The 14,938-nt window shown below is 37.8% G+C and carries 15 protein-coding genes; 8 read left to right on the forward strand and 7 right to left on the reverse strand.

The window, feature by feature from the left end; genetic code table 11:
* Window positions 1-9 precede the first annotated feature (9 nt).
* The 7 genes from gmk to ACFIKI_RS04585 all read right to left on the reverse strand — a co-directional run bounded on the left by gmk (window position 10) and on the right by ACFIKI_RS04585 (window position 6,425).
* On the reverse strand, window positions 10-687 hold the full coding sequence (gene gmk / locus ACFIKI_RS04555) for a guanylate kinase (RefSeq protein WP_375665876.1): 678 nt from the start codon (window positions 685-687) through the stop codon (window positions 10-12).
* Between the two features lie 300 nt (window positions 688-987).
* Window positions 988-2,097 (reverse strand): endolytic transglycosylase MltG, encoded by a 1,110-nt coding sequence (mltG, locus tag ACFIKI_RS04560; protein ID WP_375665878.1) that lies wholly within the window; start codon window positions 2,095-2,097, stop codon window positions 988-990.
* A gap of 97 nt (window positions 2,098-2,194) precedes the next feature.
* Window positions 2,195-3,457, reverse strand: coding sequence for a beta-ketoacyl-ACP synthase II (gene fabF / locus ACFIKI_RS04565; protein ID WP_375665880.1), 1,263 nt, complete (start codon window positions 3,455-3,457; stop codon window positions 2,195-2,197).
* A 101-nt stretch (window positions 3,458-3,558) separates the two neighbouring features.
* Window positions 3,559-3,795, reverse strand: coding sequence for an acyl carrier protein (locus ACFIKI_RS04570; protein ID WP_375665883.1), 237 nt, complete (start codon window positions 3,793-3,795; stop codon window positions 3,559-3,561).
* A 264-nt stretch (window positions 3,796-4,059) separates the two neighbouring features.
* Window positions 4,060-4,797: a 3-oxoacyl-[acyl-carrier-protein] reductase gene (fabG, locus tag ACFIKI_RS04575; protein WP_375665885.1), complete on the reverse strand. Its 738-nt coding sequence runs from the start codon at window positions 4,795-4,797 to the stop codon at window positions 4,060-4,062.
* Between the two features lie 18 nt (window positions 4,798-4,815).
* A complete protein-coding gene (gene fabD / locus ACFIKI_RS04580; protein WP_375665886.1) occupies window positions 4,816-5,760 on the reverse strand; it encodes an ACP S-malonyltransferase in 945 nt (314 codons plus the stop codon).
* A gap of 77 nt (window positions 5,761-5,837) precedes the next feature.
* On the reverse strand, window positions 5,838-6,425 hold the full coding sequence (locus ACFIKI_RS04585) for an undecaprenyl-diphosphatase (RefSeq protein ID WP_375665889.1): 588 nt from the start codon (window positions 6,423-6,425) through the stop codon (window positions 5,838-5,840).
* Between the two features lie 344 nt (window positions 6,426-6,769).
* Here ACFIKI_RS04585 and rpsF point away from each other — a divergent pair, with 344 nt between their 5' ends.
* The 8 genes from rpsF to purF all read left to right on the forward strand — a co-directional run bounded on the left by rpsF (window position 6,770) and on the right by purF (window position 14,938).
* Window positions 6,770-7,177: a 30S ribosomal protein S6 gene (rpsF, locus tag ACFIKI_RS04590; protein ID WP_375665892.1), complete on the forward strand. Its 408-nt coding sequence runs from the start codon at window positions 6,770-6,772 to the stop codon at window positions 7,175-7,177.
* Complete coding sequence (rpsR, locus tag ACFIKI_RS04595; protein WP_375665986.1) at window positions 7,177-7,425, forward strand: 30S ribosomal protein S18; 249 nt, start codon at window positions 7,177-7,179, stop codon at window positions 7,423-7,425. Before rpsF ends, rpsR begins: the two co-directional genes overlap by 1 nt.
* A gap of 148 nt (window positions 7,426-7,573) precedes the next feature.
* The gene (locus ACFIKI_RS04600) at window positions 7,574-8,554 is read left to right on the forward strand and encodes a hypothetical protein (protein WP_375665894.1); all 981 of its coding nucleotides are present in this window, start codon (window positions 7,574-7,576) and stop codon (window positions 8,552-8,554) included.
* 25 nt (window positions 8,555-8,579) lie between these two features.
* A complete protein-coding gene (gene rplI, locus ACFIKI_RS04605) occupies window positions 8,580-9,176 on the forward strand; it encodes a 50S ribosomal protein L9 (RefSeq protein WP_375665896.1) in 597 nt (198 codons plus the stop codon).
* 595 nt (window positions 9,177-9,771) lie between these two features.
* Window positions 9,772-11,262 carry a replicative DNA helicase gene (locus ACFIKI_RS04610; protein WP_375665898.1) on the forward strand — a complete coding sequence of 497 codons (1,491 nt, stop codon included), beginning with the start codon at window positions 9,772-9,774 and terminating at the stop codon, window positions 11,260-11,262.
* A gap of 6 nt (window positions 11,263-11,268) precedes the next feature.
* Window positions 11,269-12,666, forward strand: coding sequence for a DNA repair protein RadA (gene radA, locus ACFIKI_RS04615; protein ID WP_375665900.1), 1,398 nt, complete (start codon window positions 11,269-11,271; stop codon window positions 12,664-12,666).
* 120 nt (window positions 12,667-12,786) lie between these two features.
* A complete protein-coding gene (locus ACFIKI_RS04620; RefSeq protein ID WP_375665902.1) occupies window positions 12,787-13,362 on the forward strand; it encodes a CvpA family protein in 576 nt (191 codons plus the stop codon).
* Window positions 13,363-13,447: 85 nt separating this feature from the next.
* Entirely contained in the window at window positions 13,448-14,938 is a 1,491-nt protein-coding gene (gene purF / locus ACFIKI_RS04625; RefSeq protein ID WP_375665903.1) for an amidophosphoribosyltransferase, read from the forward strand.

A 14,938-nucleotide genomic window follows, 5' to 3' on the forward strand; every position in this document is an offset into this window, starting at 1 on the left:
CATTCTTTTTTAATAAAGGTATTTATCAATCTTTTCAGCAATAAGTCCATCAACAAAAGAGCCAAGAAAAGAACAGCGCTCACGTTTTGCGGTTTCAGCTAAATAAATCGACTTAACAAAAGATAAAGACTGATCTAAATCTTCGTTAATCACAACATAATCATAAGAACGCCAGTGCTTTAACTCGGTTCGTGCATTTTCCAATCGCAAATTGATGATATCTTGACTATCCTCTGCTCGACGATGTAAACGCAAAACAAGCTCTTTCATTGATGGGGGAAGAATAAAAACAGATACAGTGTCTCCTCGCATCTTTTTTTGCAGCTGCTCGGTACCTTGATAATCAATATCAAATAACATATCACGGCCGATACTCAATGTGTTTTCAACAGTTTCACGTAAAGTGCCATAATAATTCCCGTGAACTTCTGCCCATTCAATAAATTCATCTCTATCACGCTTATATTCAAACTCTTCCTTTGAAATAAAGTGATAATGGAGTCCATCTACTTCACTAGGACGCCTCTTCCTTGTGGTTACACTGACAGAAAGCTCTAATTGTCCATCTTTTAGAAGTAATCGAGAAATTGTTGATTTACCTGCACCTGAAGGTGAAGAGAGAATAAACAAAAAACCACGGCGTTGATTTGTTTTTATAACATTCAATGTACTCTCAAAGACTATCATAACACCACTTTACTTTGTTCATAAATTTTTCTTCAAAATTTGAATAACACATTATCTCAATCTTTCTCCAATCAATGTGTTTGCTTTAGCAGATCTCAATATTATTCTGCTCTTCCATTGAAATAATTTATCAGCAGTATACTTACTTCCTTCTTAAATATTTTTTATCCCTGTGCTCATCGCACTTGTAACATACAAGAAAATTATTTTTTATCATTCTTATAAAAGTTTAAATAAAAAAATATTACTATATTTTTGGTTCTCATTTTACGATGTAAAAAGATGTGTTATTATTATAAATCAATGCCTTGCTTTTAATTCTCGCCACTTTCGAACATTTATATTATGTTCCTCTAAGGTTCGAGAAAAAATATGCCCTCCTGAACCATCAGCAACAAAATAAAGTGCATCACTGCTTGGTGGATGTGCCACTGCTTTCAAAGAATCTCGACCTGGATTCGCAATAGCTGTTGGTGGCAAACCATTAATTTTATAAGTATTATAGGGTGTTTCCTTCTCAAGATCTGAACGGTAAATTGCACGACCAGGTGGCTTTCCTTTTCCTCCAAAGAGACCATAAATTACCGTTGGATCTGATTGAAGACGCATATGCTTTGCAAGACGGTTATAAAACACTGCAGCAACCATTGGTCTTTCTGCTGAAATTCCTGTTTCTTTCTCAACAATTGAGGCCAATATAACAAATTCATCAATTGATTTAATGGGTAAATCAGGTGAACGCGTAGCCCATATAGCGTGAATTAATTTTGTCTGTCCTTCACGCAATCTGTTTACAATTTCTTTACGCGTTGTCCCCCGAATAAAACGAACCGTATCCGTCATCAAACAGCCCTCTGGAGGCAAAGTTTTTGGAAGATCCCCAATCAAAATTTCATTTGTCTCTAATCGATCAAAAACTTGTTGAACTGTTAAACCTTCTGGTACTGTGAATGTATACTCTATAGATTTTCCTTTCACAAGAATATCCATAATATCCTGCATCGAAGCATGTGCTGGAATTAAATATTCACCAGCCTTCAGATGCGTTGTTTTTTGGTAATAGCCAACCCCATAAACAAAAATATCTGATGATCGAATGAAACCTCGTTTTTCTAACATTGAAGCAATTTCACGAATTCCTGTGCCAGGATGGATAAGAATAACTTGTTCTTCCTCAATTTTCCCCTTTTCTTCAAAAATATTTTTTCCAATATAAAGAGGAATACTTACGCCGAAAATAATAACCACAATCAGCATGAGAAAAAAATGACCGAGAATAACCAACGGATTACGTACAATAGATGATTTTTTTCGCTTTTTATGTGTCAACATGTCATAATTATCTGCTAAATGACTCGAAAAAGAATCACTTACCTCCTTTAGTGGTTTTCTATTTTTCACATTAGACATAACCCCTCAATAGCGATTAAGCACAATACTATAAACTTCTTATTCACCTTATAATAAACTAGAAAACTCAGAAGAAAAAATTAAATAAAAACACTTATTACCCTCTAAAACGTCGCATTACCAAAGATGCATTTGTTCCACCAAATCCAAAAGAATTGGAAAGAACCGTATCAATCTTTCGTTCACGTGGTTTGTGTGGAACAAGATCAATTTTCGTTTCAATCGATGGACTGTCAAGATTAAGTGTCGCTGGAGCTATATTATCCCGTATAGCTAAAATACAAAAAATAGCCTCAGCAGCACCGGCAGCACCCAGTAAATGCCCGATAGATGACTTCGTTGATGACATAGAAACTTGTGATGCATAATTCCCTAAAACACGTTCAACAGCTGCTAGCTCTATGGAATCAGCCATCGTTGATGTACCATGAGCATTAATATAATCAAGTTCACTCGCATTCACTTGTGCACGCTTAAGAGCAGCTATCATACTACGCTGCGCACCTTCACCACTTTCTGAAGGCGCTGTAATGTGGTAAGCATCACCAGATAAACCATAGCCAATAACCTCAGCATAAATACGTGCTCCTCGTTTTTTTGCATGTTCCAGCTCTTCCAAAACAACAACCGCCGCTCCCTCTCCCATCACAAAACCATCACGATCAGCATCATAAGGACGTGACGCCCGTTCAGGATCATCATTGCGACAAGTAGAAAGAGCTCTACAAGCAGAAAAACCTGCAAGAGATATCCGATTTATCGGAGATTCTGCCCCTCCTGCCACCATGACATCTGCATCACCGAACATAATCAAACGTGCTGCATCACCAATCGCATGTGCCCCTGTCGAACAAGCTGTTACAACCGAATGATTAGGACCACGTAAACCATATTGAATAGACACATAACCAGAAGCAAGATTAATCAAACGACCTGGTATAAAAAAAGGAGAAACACGACGTGGACCTTTATCACGAAGCGTATAACCAGCTTCAACAATGCCCTCAATTCCCCCAATCCCCGAACCAATTAATACACCTGTACAAATCTGATCTTCATCACTCTTAGGAAACCATTCAGCATCTGCAAGCGCTTGGTTAGCCGCAGCCATTGCATAAACAATAAATGCATCAACCTTACGTTGCTCTTTAGGTTCCATATATAAATCAGCATTATAGGTCCCCTCTGTTCCATCCCCTAAGGGGATACGCGCAGCAATCTGGCATGGCAAATCTAACACATCAAATTCAGTGATACGCCGGACACCACTTCTTCCTTCAAGAAGTCGTTTCCAACTATATTCAATATTACCAGCTAATGGAGATACTAATCCCAAACCAGTAACAACAACACGTCTCATAACTTCTAACCTTGAACTGAACTTTACCTCTCAAAACTCTCTTTGCAAAAGAGCTCAGAAGAACACAGGCAAAAGCAATTTATGCCTTTGCCCTTTAGTAATTATACAGAAGCTTTATCAATGAACTTGACTGCATCACCAACTGTAAAAATCGTTTCTGCAACTTCATCTGGGATTTCTACACCAAATTCTTCTTCAAAAGCCATAACGAGTTCAACCGTATCAAGGCTATCCGCTCCTAGATCATCGATAAAGCTCGCATTTTCTACGACTTTATCAGCATTAACCCCAAGATGTTCCACAATAATTTTCCTAACGCGCTCTACTGTATCACTCATGTTTTGAAATCCTCGAATTTATATTTTTCCTATAATTTGGTTAACGATATCGGCTCATCTAATCAAGCAATAGATGCATTACTTTAAAAGATTTCAGCAATGATTTAAAACATCCTGTGGATATCCCCTACAAAATGAACCAATCTGACATTTCACCTTCAATTGATCAACGATCATCTTAAAGAAATAGATGCATCTTTCCATTTCAATCGTTACTATCTAAAATAATACGGCTTATAAATCAATGTGGAATAAAGAAAATACTTAAATCATTGCCATTCCGCCGTTGATATGGAGTGTTTGACCTGTCATATAGGCTGCTTCATCGCTCGCTAAATAAACAGCAGCAGCGGCTATTTCTTGCCCACTTCCCATACGCTTCATTGGAATCGCAGCCATAATGGCTTCTTTTTGCTTTTCATTAAGCTTGTCTGTCATTGCAGATTTAATAAATCCTGGAGCAATACAATTGACAGTGATGTTTCGCGAAGCAATTTCCTGTGCCAATGCTTTAGAAAAACCTATCAAGCCTGCTTTTGCAGCACAATAATTCGTTTGTCCAGGATTTCCCACAACACCAACAACAGATGTAATGTTAATAATCCTTCCATAACGGCGGCGCATCATAGAATATATTAATTCACGCGTCAAAAGAGAAGCAGCGGTTAGGTTAACTTCTAAAACATCATCCCAATCTTTATCTTGCATACGCACAAAAAGACCATCCTTAGTGATTCCCGCATTGTTAACCAAAATATCGACGCCATCCATTTCTCTTTCTGAAACTTCAACCAATTGTTTAATCGATTGGCGTTCAGAAAGATTAGCGGGAAATACAAAAACATTCTGCCCTAATTCTGCTGCCACTTCTCTAAGCTTTTCTTCACGTGTTCCATGAAGTCCAACAATGGCTCCTTGTGCATGAAAGCAGCGTGCAATTGCCTCACCAATTCCTCCTGATGCCCCCGTTATAAGAGCTTTACGCCCTGTTAATTTAAACATTTTTAAACTCCTTATAGATTAAACGCCAAGCATACCTAGCGCTGATTCTATTTCATCAACTGTTCCAATGGTTACCCCTTTTATATCCTTGTTAATACGACGCGTTAAACCTGTTAATACTTTTCCAGAACCAACTTCAAAAAGCGTATCAACCCCATTAGCCCCAATCCATTCTATTGTTTCACGCCACCTCACCCTCCCCGTCACTTGTTGGACAAGAAGAGTAGCAATACGTTCTGGATCGTTTTCTGGTGTAACAGAAACATTGGCAATTAAAGGAACAATAGGATCCATTTTATTAACAGTCAAAAGCGCTTTCTTCATGGCATCAGCAGCAGGCTGCATTAAAGACGAATGAAAAGGTGCAGAAACCGGAAGAAGAAGTGCACGTTTTGCACCTTTTGTTGATGCAATCTCTACTGCTGTCTCAACCGCTTTTGCTTCACCCGAAATAACAATTTGCCCACCACCATTATCATTGGCAATCTGGCATAGTCCTTCTCCAGAAACAGTCTCGCAAATTTCTTCTACAACGTGTTCTTCCAAACCGATAAGTGCTGCCATAGAACCTTCACCCACCGCGACAGCAGCCTGCATGGCATTGCCACGAATACGCAAAAGCCTTGCTGTGTCTGTGAGACTAAACGTACCAACAGCACAAAGAGCTGAATATTCGCCTAAAGAATGACCAGCAACAAACTTTACTTTTTTTTCTATATGAAGCCCTAATTGCTCCATCACACGAATGACAGCCATGGATACAGCCATTAATGCTGGTTGTGCATTTGTTGTTAATGTTAAAACATCTGCTGGTCCTTCAAAAATGATCTCTGATAATTTCTCACCCAACGCATCATTAACTTCCTCAAAAACCATCCGCGCCGCAACAAACTGCTCTGCAAGCGCCTTCCCCATACCAACAAGTTGACTCCCCTGTCCTGGAAAAATAAAAGCTGCACCCATTAATCGACTCCTAATATTGTGCAATTAAATTATTTTCTTTTGACCTTATTCATCCGCACAAATCAAGACAAAGTCCTTTATTTAGAACGAATATCTCTCTTAAAATTATATTTTAAGGGCGGAATTTGATATAAATACTTAGGAAAATATGGTGCTATAAACTGAATAACACTCAAACTTATGAGACTTCCTAAAGTTATACCTGCTAAAATATCAAAAGGATAATGTACACCTACAAAGATGCGCGCCCAACAGATTAAACATAAAAACACTACGGCAAATCTAAAAGCAACTTTGTATCGGTAAAAATAAAAATTAGCTGCATAAGATGCAATGGTCAAGGCATGATTACTAGGAAAAGAAGCTGTTGCACGATGTTGAATAAGCGGTGTCGTCAACCCTACCACAAATGGGCGAGGATGGAAATAAAAAAGAGAAATGAGATAACCTATGAAAAGAGACGCACAAATGCTCATGCAAATGCTTAGCACGACACATCGCTCCCTCTCCCCACCACAAAACCACAACGCACAGAGATGGAGAGGAATAATATAAATTAAAAACTTTGCACAAAAAATACTAAACAAAACTAAAATCAACCAAGATTGATGATTGCCGACAAACATTTCAAAGAGTGTAACATCAATCTGGTTTAAAAAGCCCATTTTTCTCTCCTTATTCTTATAGTGTACAGCACCATCTCTTTGTAGAAGAGAGAATATATTGAAAATATATCAAGATTTAATAAATCAATTTTTTTATGTACGTAAACTTGCTATTTTAAAAGATAACTTGTAGATATGAAGTGTTCGTTGCCGGCACTTTAGCCGGAGGTTGAACGGAGGGCTGTAAAATCAGTAGGAAATACAATGTTTCCGGCCTCCCGTGTCTCCGCTCTGAGATGTCTCGAATTGTAAACGCGTCCTTTCTTCTTTGGATTTCCAAAAAAGACAAGTCGCAGAGGCTTTGCGCTAAAACCGGTGAAATTTAATTGAAGAAAGGCAAAACAATGGCTCTTTATGAACATATGTTCCTTGCCCGACAAGACATTGCACCGCAGCAAGTTGATGAACTTTTGAGTCTCTACAAAGGTGTCATTGAAGCGCAAGGTGGAAAAGTTGGGCGTGTAGAAAATTGGGGACTTCGTCCTCTTGCTTACCGTATTCGAAAAAACCGTAAGGCTTATTATGTATTGGTCAATATTGATGCACCAGCTACAGCAATTGCTGAAATGGAGCGTCAGATGCGCATCAATGAGGATATTTTGCGTTATATGACCGTTCGTGTAGAAAAACATGAAAAAGAAAAATCTGCTATGCTTTCACATCTTGATCGCAATAGTCACATTGGTCATGATGAGGAGCGTCCTCGTTTTCCACGTCGTCAACGTGAAAATGTTATAGAAGAGGTAGAATGATGACTGATACTAATCAAAACTCTGCACGTCGCCCCTTTCATCGCCGTCGCAAAACATGTCCTTTTTCAGGAGCTAATGCGCCGAAAATTGATTATAAAGATATCAAATTATTACAACGTTATATCTCCGAACGTGGAAAAATTGTTCCTTCACGGATTACAGCTGTTAGTCAGAAAAAACAGCGTGAATTAGCTAGCGCTATCAAACGTGCTCGTTTTTTAGGCTTACTTCCATATGTTATAAAGTAAACTATCAATACGCTCTAGCAACTGGAGAATCACTCCAGTTGCTTTTCTTGTATGGTTTAGAAAAATAGCTTATTGTGTATTAAAGCTGTAAAATATCAAAGTTGGGGTATTGGCATACCTCTAACTGCAGAAAGCAGGACAGCAATAAATGGAAAAAAATCGTACTTATGAAATATTGACCGGCGTTTTAGCGGGATTGTTTGCTGTTGTGGTAGGAATGTCCATTATCAGCGTTGCAAATATCGCGCCCTCTTTTTCTCTTTTTCTTGGTTGCTTTCTTTCATTGCCAATTTTTATTGTTGCATTCGGACAAGGAACATTTGCTAGCTTCGTTGCCTTAATAAGTGCTACTGTTATTCTTGTTATAGTTACTGATATCTATATTGCTCTTGGTCTTATGTTGTTATCTTTTCTTCCTGCTGTTTATGCCTCTTGGCTTCTTGGACTTGCACGACCAGCGCAAAAAGAAAACACACTGATATGGTACCCATTATCATCCGTTATTTTTCATTTAACCAACTTTATTGCTCTTATAGTGACCTTCATTGGACTCTATATAAAAGCCCATCCAGATACCACTCTCGTTGCAAAAAAAGTCACTGCAAACATAGTACAAACTCTACAACAATCACAGTCATTAAAAGAAGCTAATATCCTTGCTGTTCGTGAATTTTTAATGGCACATGCTGCAACTTTAGCAGCTATCACTCTGACAATTTATAGTTTGATTTTTCTCATTGGTAATCTTTATTTTTCAATGATAACCGCCAAATATATGAAGTGGCTAAAAAGACCTCGAGATGATTGGAGCAAAACACTTCGCCTTCCAATTTCTGGAATTGTTATTTTCATTGTTGTTTCTATCGCGTCAATGGTTGAATTAAGCACTTCTCTTAATTTGGGTACACGTGTCTTTAGCTCTGCCTATACTGTCATTATATCAATTAGCGGTCTAGCGTATCTTCACAATATTACAAAAGGGGTAAACGGTCGGATTATTATACTTTCTCTTGTTTATATTGCTATTTTAACTGTCGTTTTTTCTCCACCTATCTCTTTCATGATGCTTTTGATGGGTATTTGGGCTGCTATTCAATATAACTTTCAATCACACAAAAAACTTCACTAAATTTATTTGTTCGAAAGGAAAAACTATGGATATTATTCTGCTTGAGCGCATTCCTCGTCTTGGTCAGATGGGTGATATTGTCTCAGTGAAAAATGGTTATGCACGTAATTTTCTCTTGCCTCAAGGTAAAGCTTTACGTGCAAATGAAGCTAATAAAAAACATTTTGAGATACAACGTGCACAACTTGAAGCACGTAATCTTGAACGCAAAAGCGAGGCGCAAAAAATTGCTGAAAAACTTGATGGTCAATCATTTATTGTCATTCGTTCTGCTGGTGAAACAGGACAACTTTATGGATCTGTATCAACGCGTGATATTTCTGAAATCATAACAGATGAAGGCTTTTCTATTGGGCGAAATCAAATTGAACTTAACCATCCAATAAAAATGATCGGTCTTCACACTATCACTCTTAGCTTACATCCTGAAGTTCAAGTTTCTGTGGTTATTAACGTTGCACGTTCCACTAGTGAAGCACAACGCCAAGCAGAAGGTGAAACTCTCACTTCTGCTGAAGAAATATATAATATTCAAGCAGAAATATTAGAAGAAAGTCAGGAAGAATTATTAGCAGAGGAAATTAATGACAACGATATAAACAATACTCATCAAGAAGGTTAATTTCTATTTTTACTCTCTGTTTTGTATTTTTTATTCCATTTAAAATATTGGTCATAAAATACTCAGTTTTAAGAAGTGAGTATTTTATGGCTGTCATACATAAAGAATCTAATTTTTATGAAGAAGTTATAAGCATATTATACAAAGGCATTACATGCCAGAAATGATAATATCAAGCAGAGAAAATGCTTCTTATTTTACCCGGCATAGAAGCAAAACTAATTTAAAGTTTTACCCTTAAGGGTAAAGTTTACATGAGCGATAAGTTGATTATATCCTCACATTATCTAAAATAATTTCAATTATAAAAAAGTAATTCTACTTACACCGATATTGGAATTTTAGGATCACGTAAGTTCAAAATACTTAAATTTAGAGTGTCAAATCGCTACTTAAAGAATCATATATTATAAATTCAAACATAGTAAATAGATATTACTCATGTACTCATGCTAAATGAGGCACTCAAAGGGTGTTTTTAAAAATTATATGATTTTAACTTAAAATGAAGATTTGTAGCTCTATTCTTTTTAATATACGGCTTTCAATTTATCGCCTAAAATAGCTAGACTTGAAATTTTAGTGGAAAAATATTATGGAAGAAACTAACATTGTTAATGTCAGCTCCTCAAAAAAAGAAGATTCTCCTTCTTTTCGGCAACTTCCGTATAATATTGAAGCTGAACAAGCATTGCTTGGTGCCATCTTTATCAATAATGATTCTCTTGATCGCGTTTCAGATTTTCTAAAACCAGAACATTTTTTTGAACCATTGCATCAAAAAATTTATCATGTTTTATCTCACCTTATTAAAACAGGAAAACGTGTAGATCCAGTTACAATCAAACCCTATATCCAAATGGAAGAAAAAATTGGAGATATTACTGTATACCAATATGTTGTTCGCTTAGCCACAGAGGCAGTCACTATTATTAACGCTGAAGATTATGGACGCGTCATTTACGATCTTTTTATCCGCCGGTCTTTGATTAACCTTGGAACTCAAGTTGTCAATACAGCCTTTGATGCTCCTGTAGAGCTTACGCCGGCCCAACAAATTGAAACTGTTGAAAATCAGTTATTTGAGCTAGCAGAAAAAGGAAAATATGGAGGTGGATTTGAAAATTTTAATGAGGCTATCAAAAAAGCTATCGATATGGCAAGTGCTGCGAAAAAACGCTCTTCACAATTATCAGGGATAGCCACCCATATTAAAACACTTGATGAAAAAATGGGAGGATTACAAGCATCTGACTTAATTATCCTTGCGGGACGCCCTGGTATGGGTAAAACCTCACTAGCTACCAATATTGCCTTTAATATTGCTAATGCTTATAATCGTAATGCCAATATCCAAGAAAATGAAGGCGGCATTGTAGGATTCTTCTCACTTGAAATGTCCTCAGAACAGCTTGCAACCCGTATTATTTCTGAACAAACAGAAGTCTCTTCTTCTGATATTCGGCGTGGTAATATTTCAGATGAACAATTTTCAAAAATTATTCGTGCAGTGAACCAACTACAAAAGGCACCCCTTTATATTGATCAAACTGGGGGAATATCAATTACCCAACTAGCTGCCCGTGCGCGGCGTCTCAAGCGACAACATGGTTTAGATATCTTGTTTATTGACTATATCCAACTCATGACAAGTAAATCAAAACGTTCATCTGAAAACCGTGTTCAAGAGATCACAGAAATTACTACGGGACTCAAAGCTTTAGCCAAAGAATTGAATATTCCTATCATCGCTCTCTCTCAACTTTCACGTCAAGTAGAAAATAGAACAGATAAACGCCCACAACTCTCAGATTTACGTGAGTCTGGTTCAATTGAGCAAGATGCCGACATCGTCCTTTTTGTTTATCGTGAAGAATATTATCTCAAAAATGAAGAACCCAAGTTAGGTAGCTTGGAACATCAAAAATGGCAAGATGAAATGGATAAAATTATGGGAAAAGCTGATGTTATTGTTGCGAAACAACGTCATGGACCAACAGGAATCGTTCCGCTTGCCTTTCAATCTGATTTCACACGCTTTAGCGATCTGGCTGATAGCAATTATCTTCCAGAGCAAATTGGCTAAACCACCATGGCACGTAATCGTATTCAATTTATCTGTCAAAATTGTGGAACCGTCCATTCCCGATGGGCAGGGAAATGTAGCGCCTGTGGAGAATGGAATTCCCTTATCGAAGAAACTATAAATAATGGCATAGGAAGTGGTCCTAAGCAAAATGCTCGTAAAGGACGCATTGTCACACTCACATCTCTTTCTGGAGATATCGAAGATGCTCCACGTATTCATTCCGGTATTGCTGAACTTGATCGTGTTACCGGAGGGGGCTTTGTCCGTGGATCGGCACTCCTTGTTGGAGGTGATCCAGGTATTGGTAAATCAACATTGCTAACACAAACAGCTGCTGCTTTATCACGTAAAGGATATAATGTCATCTATGTTTCAGGTGAAGAGGCTATTGCGCAAATTTGTCTGCGCGCACAAAGGCTTGAAGCTAACAATACAAAGGTGAAACTTGCTGCTGAAACCAATGTTGAAGATATTCTGGCAACCTTAAGCGAACATAAAAAACTTGATATGGTGATTATCGATTCGATTCAAACTCTATGGTCAGATACAGCAGATTCATCACCTGGCACTGTTACACAAGTACGTATTGGTGCTCAAGAAATGATTCGCTTTGCCAAGAAAACAGGAACCGCTGTTGTTCTTGTTGGTCATGTTACAAAAGATGGACAAATTGCTGGTCCCCGAGTCGTTGAACATATGGTTGATGGCGTTCTCTATTTTGAGGGTGAAGGAGGGCATCATTATCGCATTCTTAGAACTGTAAAAAATCGTTTCGGACCAACAGATGAAATTGGTGTCTTTGAAATGTCTGATAAAGGATTACGGGAGGTGATTAATCCATCTGAACTTTTTTTGGGTGAAAGGAATGAAAAAGCACCGGGCGCTGCTGTTTTTGCAGGAATGGAAGGAACACGCCCAATACTCGTAGAAATTCAAGCGCTTGTTGCTCCTTCTTCCCTTGGAACACCACGACGTGCTGTTGTTGGATGGGATGGAAATCGTCTTTCAATGATTCTTGCCGTTTTAGAAGCTCATTGTGGCATTCGTTTTGGACAGCATGATGTCTATCTAAATGTGGCTGGTGGATATCGTATATCTGAACCCGCTGCTGATTTAGCTGTAGCCGCTGCTTTGGTATCCTCTCTTGCCAATATCCCTTTGCCAACGGATTATGTCTATTTTGGTGAAGTCAGTCTTTCAGGAGCTACCCGTGCTGTTGCACATTCAGCACAACGCATCAATGAAGCAAAAAAACTTGGCTTTCAGGGAGCATTTCATCCCACGACAACAACCGAAATGATAAAATCTCTCAATTTTCAACAAAAAACTTTCTCCGACCTTCCCGAACTTGTTGCCGCTCTTACTGCAAGTAAAAAATGGTCTGCACCACAGGCAGAGTAATATAGAAAAAACTCTATAAAATACAAAATATTCTTGCTATAAGAACAAAAAATGGCATAACAAAAATATATTTGCATACTATCTTAAAAGAACACAACTTTATGTATAAGGAACAAACAAATGATCATAACAATCCTTGATGGAATTGTCGTAGTAATCATCCTGTTGTCCGCTTTTCTTGCTATGCTTCGAGGATTTTCACGTGAAGTGTTATCGTTGATTTCTTGGGCAGTTGCTGCTGTTACCACACTGTTTTTATTCAAGCCTGTCTTACCTTTCTTTGAACAATATCTCTCTAATAAAATGATTGCATTGATCGCAACATTGGTCACAATTTTTATTATTGTTCTCATTATTACTTCAATTATTACAATGAAGATCTCCGATTTTATTATTGATAGTCGAATTGGTATCCTTGACCGTGCCATTGGTTTTATTTTTGGAGCACTTCGTGGTTTACTTATCATGGTTATTGGTATGTTGCTGATTAATGCACTAATTAAACCTGAGCACCAAGCAGACTGGTTAAAAAATGCAAAAACAAGGCCTATTTTAGATTCGTTGGGACAAAAAGTTTGGGAAATACTCCCCAAAGATATTGGATCTGTTCTCGAAAAAGCAGAAAATTTGTTTAAAGACAAGGATAAACATACGCATGAACAACACTCTCATGAAAAGATGATTTTCAAAAAATAGAGAATAGCTTTTCATGAGGAAAGAGAACTAAATGATATAAAATTTGATATTAATGACTCCTTCATATCACAACTGAAAGAATACGATGATAAAAAGTGATATTTCCTGTCAAGATTTTTCATTAGATGATGATACCCTTCATGAAGAATGTGGGGTTTTTGGCATTCTTGGGCATGAAGATGCCGCAACATTAACAGCTCTTGGACTCCATGCACTTCAGCATCGTGGACAAGAAGCAGCTGGGATTGTTTCTTATCATAATAAAGTATTTCATCAAGAAAAGCATTTAGGTCTTGTTGGTGATCACTATACAAACCCTGCAACACTTGCGCGTTTACCAGGAAATCGCTCCATTGGACATACCCGTTATTCAACAACTGGAGAAATAGCATTACGCAATGTTCAACCCCTTTTTGCTGAATTGAAAGCTGGAGGCATTGCTATTGCTCATAATGGTAATCTTACCAATGGTCTGACATTGCGTCGTGAACTCATCGCTTCTGGTGCCATCTGTCAATCAACATCAGATTCAGAAGTTTTTCTCCATCTCATTGCCCGCTCACGTTATGAATCGTCCTCTGATCGTTTTGTTGATGCGATTCGGCAAGTAGAAGGTGGGTATGCTATGTTAGCGCTCACACGTACAAAGCTTATTGCTGCACGCGATCCAACAGGGATTAGACCCCTCGTGATGGGAGAACTTGATGGCAAGCCTATCTTTTGTTCTGAAACTTGTGCACTTGATATTATTGGAGCAAAATATGTCCGTGATGTTAAAAATGGAGAAATCATCATATGTGAAATACAAAAAAATGGCGAAATTACTAAAAAAGTTATAAAACCAGAAAATGAAAAACCAGAAAAACTTTGCTTATTTGAATATGTTTATTTTGCCCGTCCTGATTCAATCGTTGGGGGGCGTAGTGTTTATACAACACGCAAAAACATGGGGATCCGTTTAGCACAGGAAGCCCCTTGTAAGGGTGATGTTGTGGTTCCTGTTCCTGACGGAGGAACACCTGCCGCAATTGGCTATGCACAAGAAATTGGAATTCCCTTCGAGCTTGGTATTATTCGTAACCATTATGTTGGTCGTACTTTTATCGAACCAACACAACAAATTCGCGCTTTTGGCGTCAAGTTAAAACATTCGGCAAACCGTCCTGTGATTGAAGGAAAACGTGTTATTCTGGTTGATGACTCTATTGTACGTGGAACAACATCCCTTAAAATTGTACGAATGCTTCGCGATGCAGGAGCAAAAGAAGTTCATATGCGCATTGCTAGCCCTATGATTTTTTATCCTGACTTTTATGGTATTGATACACCTAAAATTGAAAGTCTTTTAGCAAATCAATATCCAGATTTAAAATCTATGTGTGATTTTATTGCAGCGGATTCATTAGAATTTCTTTCAACGGATGGATTATATTTTGCTGTAGCAGGAGAAAAACGAAATAACGCCGATCCACAATTTACTGATCATTATTTTACTGGATATTACCCTACGCATCTGGTTGATCAAAAAAATCTCTCCAAAATTCATCAATCATCTGTTCTTAAAACAAGAGATTAA

It is taken from the genome of Bartonella sp. TT121SHDZB (assembly GCF_042193415.1).
In the GTDB taxonomy this organism is placed as follows: Bacteria; Pseudomonadota; Alphaproteobacteria; order Rhizobiales; family Rhizobiaceae; genus Bartonella.

What these genes read in the sequence shown, in the direction of transcription:
- rpsF (WP_375665892.1), top strand. Translation starts at nt 6,770, where the DNA reads ATGGCTCTTTATGAACATATGTTCCTTGCCCGACAAGACATTGCACCG.
- ACFIKI_RS04600 (WP_375665894.1), top strand. Translation starts at nt 7,574, where the DNA reads ATGGAAAAAAATCGTACTTATGAAATATTGACCGGCGTTTTAGCGGGA.
- ACFIKI_RS04620 (WP_375665902.1), top strand. Translation starts at nt 12,787, where the DNA reads ATGATCATAACAATCCTTGATGGAATTGTCGTAGTAATCATCCTGTTG.
- fabG (WP_375665885.1), bottom strand. Translation starts at nt 4,797, where the DNA reads ATGTTTAAATTAACAGGGCGTAAAGCTCTTATAACGGGGGCATCAGGA.
- mltG (WP_375665878.1), bottom strand. Translation starts at nt 2,097, where the DNA reads ATGTCTAATGTGAAAAATAGAAAACCACTAAAGGAGGTAAGTGATTCT.
- ACFIKI_RS04585 (WP_375665889.1), bottom strand. Translation starts at nt 6,425, where the DNA reads ATGGGCTTTTTAAACCAGATTGATGTTACACTCTTTGAAATGTTTGTC.
- ACFIKI_RS04610 (WP_375665898.1), top strand. Translation starts at nt 9,772, where the DNA reads ATGGAAGAAACTAACATTGTTAATGTCAGCTCCTCAAAAAAAGAAGAT.
- fabD (WP_375665886.1), bottom strand. Translation starts at nt 5,760, where the DNA reads ATGGGTGCAGCTTTTATTTTTCCAGGACAGGGGAGTCAACTTGTTGGT.
- rplI (WP_375665896.1), top strand. Translation starts at nt 8,580, where the DNA reads ATGGATATTATTCTGCTTGAGCGCATTCCTCGTCTTGGTCAGATGGGT.
- ACFIKI_RS04570 (WP_375665883.1), bottom strand. Translation starts at nt 3,795, where the DNA reads ATGAGTGATACAGTAGAGCGCGTTAGGAAAATTATTGTGGAACATCTT.
- gmk (WP_375665876.1), bottom strand. Translation starts at nt 687, where the DNA reads ATGATAGTCTTTGAGAGTACATTGAATGTTATAAAAACAAATCAACGC.
- rpsR (WP_375665986.1), top strand. Translation starts at nt 7,177, where the DNA reads ATGACTGATACTAATCAAAACTCTGCACGTCGCCCCTTTCATCGCCGT.
- purF (WP_375665903.1), top strand. Translation starts at nt 13,448, where the DNA reads ATGATAAAAAGTGATATTTCCTGTCAAGATTTTTCATTAGATGATGAT.
- fabF (WP_375665880.1), bottom strand. Translation starts at nt 3,457, where the DNA reads ATGAGACGTGTTGTTGTTACTGGTTTGGGATTAGTATCTCCATTAGCT.
- radA (WP_375665900.1), top strand. Translation starts at nt 11,269, where the DNA reads ATGGCACGTAATCGTATTCAATTTATCTGTCAAAATTGTGGAACCGTC.